The following is a 6,577-nucleotide window of genomic DNA, read 5'->3' on the forward strand; positions in this document are numbered from 1 at the left end:
TGTGAAAATACACCTGCTGCGAGGCCATATGGGGTATCATTGGCAAGCTGGATGGCTTCCGCTTCATCTTTAAACTTTTGTACAGTCAGTACTGGTCCGAATATTTCTTCCTGAACAATTCTCATGTCCTGTTTGGTATCAACAAATATTGTCGGCTCAACAAAATAGCCCTTTTCAAGCCCATTGCTTGTGATACGCTTGCCGCCGCAGGCTAATGTCGCCCCTTCTTCTATGCCAAGTTGAATATATTGGAGTACCTTATTCATATGTGATTCATTGACAAGGGCACCCATTTGTGTTGACGGTTGATCACCAGGGCCTACCCGGATCTTTTTCACTTTCTCTATCAGTCTATCGACAAACTTGTCGTGAATGCTCTCTTCAAGCAACAAGCGCGATCCTGCATTACAAATTTGTCCAGCGTTTACAAAAATACCATATAAAGCATAATCCACGGCTGTCTCAAAGTCTGCGTCGGCAAAAACGATGTTAGGTGACTTGCCGCCTAATTCAAGTGCAATGTTTTTAATATTTCCAGATGCTGCTTTCATGATGCTTCTTCCTGTCGATGTACTGCCAGTGAATGAAATCATATCAACTTTAACGCTTTCCGCTAGTTCATTTCCTACTATTGCACCACCACCCATAACTAGATTTGCAACACCATCTGGTATGCCAACTTCTTCGATAATCTCAAATAATTTAGTAGTCGTAATCGGAGTGACCTCGGATGTTTTAAACACAATCGTATTTCCTGCAGCAAGGGCAGGGGCTATTTTCCAAGCTCCCGTCAGTAAAGGAAAATTCCACGGAGCGATCAGCCCACATACCCCAACCGGCTCTCGAATTACCATGGCCTGTACAGGACCGGAAACTGGATACGTTTGACCGTCCGGTTTAGTGACTAAACCGGCATAATAACGAAAACAATCCGCTGCATCCGCAATGTCAAACTCTGCTTCTTTCAGAGGTTTTCCGGTATTGGCTGTTTCAAGTTGGCTAAGCTCAGATGCCTGTTCTTCAATTTTCTCAGCTATTTTAAATAGATAGGAAGCCCGTTCCGAAGCCGACAGGTCTGACCAAATCCCGGAATCAAATGCGGTTCGTGCCGCATCAATGGCCATCCGGGCATCTTCTACATTTCCGTTGGGAGCCTCCGCAATGATCTTGCCGTTTGCCGGGTTAACAACATTACTCTTTTGTTTACTCAAAGAATCCATCCACTCACCGTTTATAAACTTTTTCAGTTTCAACAATTTGAAAAAACCTCCTGTTCGTTATTCTTACTTTAACAATCTCGTTTTAAAAATAAGCAGCGCTTTCATTTTTCTTTATTTTCAAAATATTCACATCTCATTTAGTTACATATACTTACTTCAGTGTGAAAAGCGGATTAAAAGTCTTCTACCTTTTGGGAAAGGATATTTTCATTCATATCTTCTACCTTTTGAGGAATAATCTCTTCATCAAAATGAAACTCCGGAAGAGGCTTGCGAAAAAATTTTGTCATGTAAAGAAGATATGCCAAGCCGCATGCGACCCAGATGCCTCCAAGGATCAAAGCACCAATTTCTAAGTATGACCATAACCACATAGTAAATGCTGCACCTATGAGCGGTAAAAATAGATACCGTATGCAGTCGTTAAAAGAACGTTTCTGATTTCTTATAAAATAATGGGCGATGACAGATAGATTAACGGATGTAAAAGCAATGAGCCCTCCAAAATTGATAAACTTGATGACTTGCTCCAGGGTCAACAAGATACCTAGTAAAGAAACGGTGCCTATCACGATAATGCCGTATAACGGTGTATTAAATTTGGGATGAATATAACCAAATAGATTTTTAGGCAATACAGAATCCCGTCCCATGGCATATAACACACGTGATGCGCTTGTAATTGCAGCAACTCCCGAAGAAAAGTTCCCAACAATTACCCCAGTAATAAATAATGATTTAAATACGTTTCCTCCTACAAGTATCGCGATTCCCATGGATGCAGAATCAGGATGTTCGAATGAAAAGCCTGGCTGCACCAATTGTGCTAAGTAGGAAGAGCCAATGTACAAGACCCCTGTAAACAAAAGCATTATGATAATAGCTTTTGGGATCGTTTTTTCGGGATTTATTGTTTCTTCTGACAAGGTAGTAAGTGAGTCAAAACCAAGGAAACTAAAACAAAGAATCGAAGCTCCTGCTAAGATGACTGACAAGTCAACATCTGAATTAAATAATGGTTTACTTGAGAAAAGAGTGCCAGTCCCTACTCCTTCTAATAAACTTTTGACGGTTAATATCCAGAAAAAACAAACGAAAATGATTTGAGCAATAACGAAAATTTTACTTGTGGATGCTGATATCGTTACACCTAGTATGCTCGGTACCACTATGATAGCAGTCAAAAGAATAATCCACACATAATGCGGAATCCCCGGAAACACTGCATTTAAAAAGACAGTGGACATCAAGCACGTCACCATAGGTGTTAAGATATAATCAAGCATAATTGTCCATCCTACAAGAAACCCAACTTCAGAATTAATAGATTTTTGAGTAAATGTATAAGCTGAACCTGAGATAGGATATGCTTTTGCCATCTTTCCATAGCTGAGCGCTGTAAACAGTATCGCTAGAAATGCAATAATGTACGCACCCGTAATTACACCATGTGAGGTTACGGTAGCTATTCCATAGGTATTAAAAAATACCATCGGGTTATTCCAAGCAATTCCTAAAAAAACAACCTGTGACAAAGTAAGCGTTCTAACAAGCTTATTCCCTTCCATAATCAGCTCCCCCCTATTGACAAAGAATACTCAGAAGTTTTAGAATATTTCGTATCTTGATTATAAAGGTTTGTGTTACACAAAGGTCAATACCTGTATTATATTATTTAAGGAGGTGGTTAAACTGAAAGAAAAACTAACCATTGGTGAGATGGCAAAATTACGAGGGATGACTGCGGAGACCTTGCGCCACTATGATCGGATTGACTTATTCAAGCCGCAATATACCGATCCACACTCGGGGTATCGCTACTATTCTATTTTCCAGTACGAAGTTTTAGGGACCATAAAAGAGTTACGGCAACTTGGAATGAGTACGGACGAAATAAAGGATTATTTCAATGAACGCAATTTTAGTAAGTCTTTTGACATTCTTAAAGCCAAGCACGCAGATCTTATTTCAAAGCTGACCGAATTAACTGATTTGGAGGAAAATATTCGGGAAAAAATTGTATATTTGGATCACGTAGCAAGAGAAAAGGAACTCCAAACGGTTATGATTCGCGAAATAGGACGCAGGAAGTTAATTACATTGAATGAAAAAATCAATAATAATTTGGAACTCTGTTATGGTGTTATAAGGCTAGAAAATATGCTGGCTGAGAAGACACCGATTCTGGCCAGTAACAGACTAGGCATCCTCATCCAGGAAGCAGATCTTAGAACTAAACGTTTTGAAGAACCATCAGTCATTTTTGTTGTAGCAAAAAGTAAAGAAAAAATACCAAAACAGTACCAACGAATCGTTCCGGCCGGTTTTTTTGCGTGTATCCGCTATAACGGAGAAATATTATGGAACCGAAGCGAAAGCTTGAGTAAAATATTTGATTATCTTGATGAAGGTGGTTATCAAATTACCGGCGATGCGCTGCAAATTATGCACGTTGATATTACAATCACAGATAAACCAAATGAGATTACATTTGAAATTCAAGTTCCCGTTCAAAAGGTCTGACCTATTGGAGCCGGACAAATGTTTAGTGTATGGTTTAGACGAAAGATATAGGAGAAGTTTTGATATGGAATTGAATTAGCTAATGGCTAGTTCTTTTTTCAGAAGGGATGCCAACAAAAAAAACACTAAATGGGAATCTTCATTCATAAACACCTACCCCCCATATTAGCGTAAATCACGCTAATACAATATTAATGGAAAAAAGCTGATTTCTCCTATGCTAAAGGGAAATCAGCTTTTTTTGAACTCTTGATGACCATAACCCATGACAGAAAGAGCAGCTGTCCCTAAGGATATAAGGACGAGCACACCACCTACTATAGGGTTGAACTCGACAGAGGTTTGCTCAATGACAATTCCGCCAATAAATGAACCAAAAGCTATACCCATATGGACAGCCGAATTGTTTAAGGTTTGCTGGATATCCGAAGTTTCTGGTGACAGTTCGATTAGATAGCTTTGCATCGCTGGTGTGATCGCCCAGCTTAGCATACTCCATATGACCATCAAGATTAGGAAAATCGGTAAAGAGAAGGTTGTATAAGGGATTAATAACATTGAAACCGCAAAAAAGATAATGACAGATATTATAGTGCGCTTTGATCCGAAACGGTCAGCCAGAAAGCCTCCAATTCCCCCACCAACTACAGCTGCAATTCCAAAAATTAAATAGACAATACTAACCCATGTTCCATCAAGGTCTAGTTTCATTTTTAAAAATGGAGTCAGGTATCCATATAGTGTTAAATGACCCGCCAACATGACAAAGGAAGTTGCCTGAGCAAGTAAAATTTTTCGATTTTTCAATGTACGTAATTGTCTTCCAATTGGAATAGAAGGCTTCGGTGCCATTCTTTCCAGAAAGAAAAACACCCCCGCCATCGAAACTAAGGTTAGGATGGAGATCATGATAAAGGGTGCCCGCCAGCCAAAAGCATTTCCAAGCATCAATCCAATTGGTACCCCTAGCACAAGAGAGGCACTGACTCCCATAAAAACAACTCCGATCGCCCTTGCACGGTATTGTTCAGTTACAATATTTGGCACCATCGTTAAACATAAAGCAATAAGCAATGAACCGCTAGAAGCAGCAATGATACGCCCAACAAGTAGAATACTATAATAGGGGCTGAAAACAGCAATGACATTTCCTATAAAAAAAATAAACAAAGTAATTAAAGTTAGCCGTTTTCGTTCAACTCTTTGTGTTACTGCTAACAATATAGGCGCTGCTAACGCGAATGCAAGGGAAAAAACAGTCATAAGGAAACCCACTTGCCCAAGACTCACATCTAAATCATTCGAGACAATATCTAGTAAACCGCCAATGATTAATTCAACCATCCCGACAACAAACGAGACAATCGCCAATAAGTACACACGTTTATCCAAAATTTAACTCCCTCTCTAAAAAGAGTACTAAATACTCGATAAAAAATAGCCAACCATGTTTAACTGGGTCTTTTCTCATTCACTACATACTTCTTCTAATTTTCTCTAAAGAGTTGATCTAATTTGTTTGTTGAATTTTGAATTTCATTTTTCAAGATTTTTGTCAATTTTTTCAGACGAGCAATTTCCCTATTTAAAAATTGGTTGATGATTCAATTTTCGGTTCGAAATCCAATTCATCACCGGCCATTTTCGTATTAAAAAGATATTGATTTGCTGTTTCCGTTCCCCTTCTCGCAGGGCGTCCCGAAACAATGTTTTAAAAAGGATTGGAGGGGTAAAAGGATATTTTTCCATCCTTTTTTCTGCTAGGACTGACCGAAGCATCAAAAAATAATTCGTGAACAGGAATCGATAATGAATCCCGCTTTGGATTTTCCATTACATCCCTCTTCTGATCAATGGATTGGTATCCATCTTTTTTTATGACCTTAAATGAATCTTTCTATACTCCTTTAATTAGGTATTCTATTATAAATATTTTAGCACGATTGTTTATAATGTCTTAACCCGTTCATTTCAACGTATTCTAGTCATTACCATATTTTTTTAGCATAAAATTAGAATAGTAAGAGAATTAATAAATAACCGTTCATTAATCTGAAAAAAAGGAAATGATTATATAATGAGTATGATCGATAACCCATTGAATAAAGAGAATGAAGAAACCTCATCTATATCTCTTAATCTTTAATTTTTTGTCTTTATTCTATGTAGCCTAAATGCCATATTAAACAGGCATTTAGGCTACATTTGTTTTTTGCTCCAATGTTCAGCATACCCTGAAGCTGTTGAATTATTTGCTTCGCAAATAAAATTTCCGGATCTGATGTTGAATGCCCATCTCCAACTAGTGTTACATCAAAATGATTAACAGTTGCAGTTTATAACAGCTGTGGAGGACACTCGTATTTCCTGATGTATTTGAAATCCACTCCCACTACCATTCGAAACGTCTGTATCTCTTACGAACACAATATAAGCTTTTTCCTGTATTGCCTTTCCAATAACAGAATTGATGTTATAAAGTATTTTCTCTTTCTCAAAAACACCTTGTTCGTCTAGTCCACCATCCATTAATTCTTGTTGTGAATGGATTACAAGTTGAGCTTGTTCTAGAATGAACACATCCTTAAAATTCATTATTTCTACTTTTTATTGGAGATTTATATTTTTCCTCTATATAAAAATACCTACTTATATTATTGCTTTATACAAAATAAGATTGATATATAAGTTTTTTACAATTCTATATCTTATAGAGCTAACCTGCCCCGATAGTTGCATAAATCGAGTAGGAGGAGGCGCCTAGCCTCCGACCTCTCACACCACCGTACGTACCGTTCGGTATACGGCGGTTCAGTTTAAGTCTGACGCAGTTT

4 protein-coding genes are annotated in these 6,577 nt (G+C 38.1%); 1 reads left to right on the top strand and 3 read right to left on the bottom strand.

Translation table 11 applies throughout. The features are described 5' to 3' along the window. Both ACFWE9_RS25380 and ACFWE9_RS25385 read right to left on the bottom strand, forming a co-directional pair. Positions 1 to 1,256 (bottom strand): aldehyde dehydrogenase family protein (locus ACFWE9_RS25380; RefSeq protein WP_377359417.1); only part of this gene is annotated, 1,256 nt, incomplete at its 3' end. Between the two features lie 137 nt (positions 1,257 to 1,393). Then, positions 1,394 to 2,788: an APC family permease gene (locus ACFWE9_RS25385; RefSeq protein ID WP_377359418.1), complete on the bottom strand. Its 1,395-nt coding sequence runs from the start codon at positions 2,786 to 2,788 to the stop codon at positions 1,394 to 1,396. Positions 2,789 to 2,939: 151 nt separating this feature from the next. On the opposite strand from ACFWE9_RS25385, the gene ACFWE9_RS25390 reads away from it, so the two are divergent. Continuing rightward, positions 2,940 to 3,743: a MerR family transcriptional regulator gene (locus ACFWE9_RS25390; RefSeq protein ID WP_377359420.1), complete on the top strand. Its 804-nt coding sequence runs from the start codon at positions 2,940 to 2,942 to the stop codon at positions 3,741 to 3,743. Between the two features lie 231 nt (positions 3,744 to 3,974). On the opposite strand, the gene ACFWE9_RS25395 is transcribed toward ACFWE9_RS25390, so the two are convergent. Next, positions 3,975 to 5,135: an MFS transporter gene (locus tag ACFWE9_RS25395; protein ID WP_377359422.1), complete on the bottom strand. Its 1,161-nt coding sequence runs from the start codon at positions 5,133 to 5,135 to the stop codon at positions 3,975 to 3,977. Between the last annotated feature and the right edge of the window lie 1,442 nt (positions 5,136 to 6,577).

Source organism: Peribacillus sp. NPDC060253, from assembly GCF_042727425.1.
Classification (GTDB): Bacteria; Bacillota; Bacilli; order Bacillales; family DSM-1321; genus Peribacillus.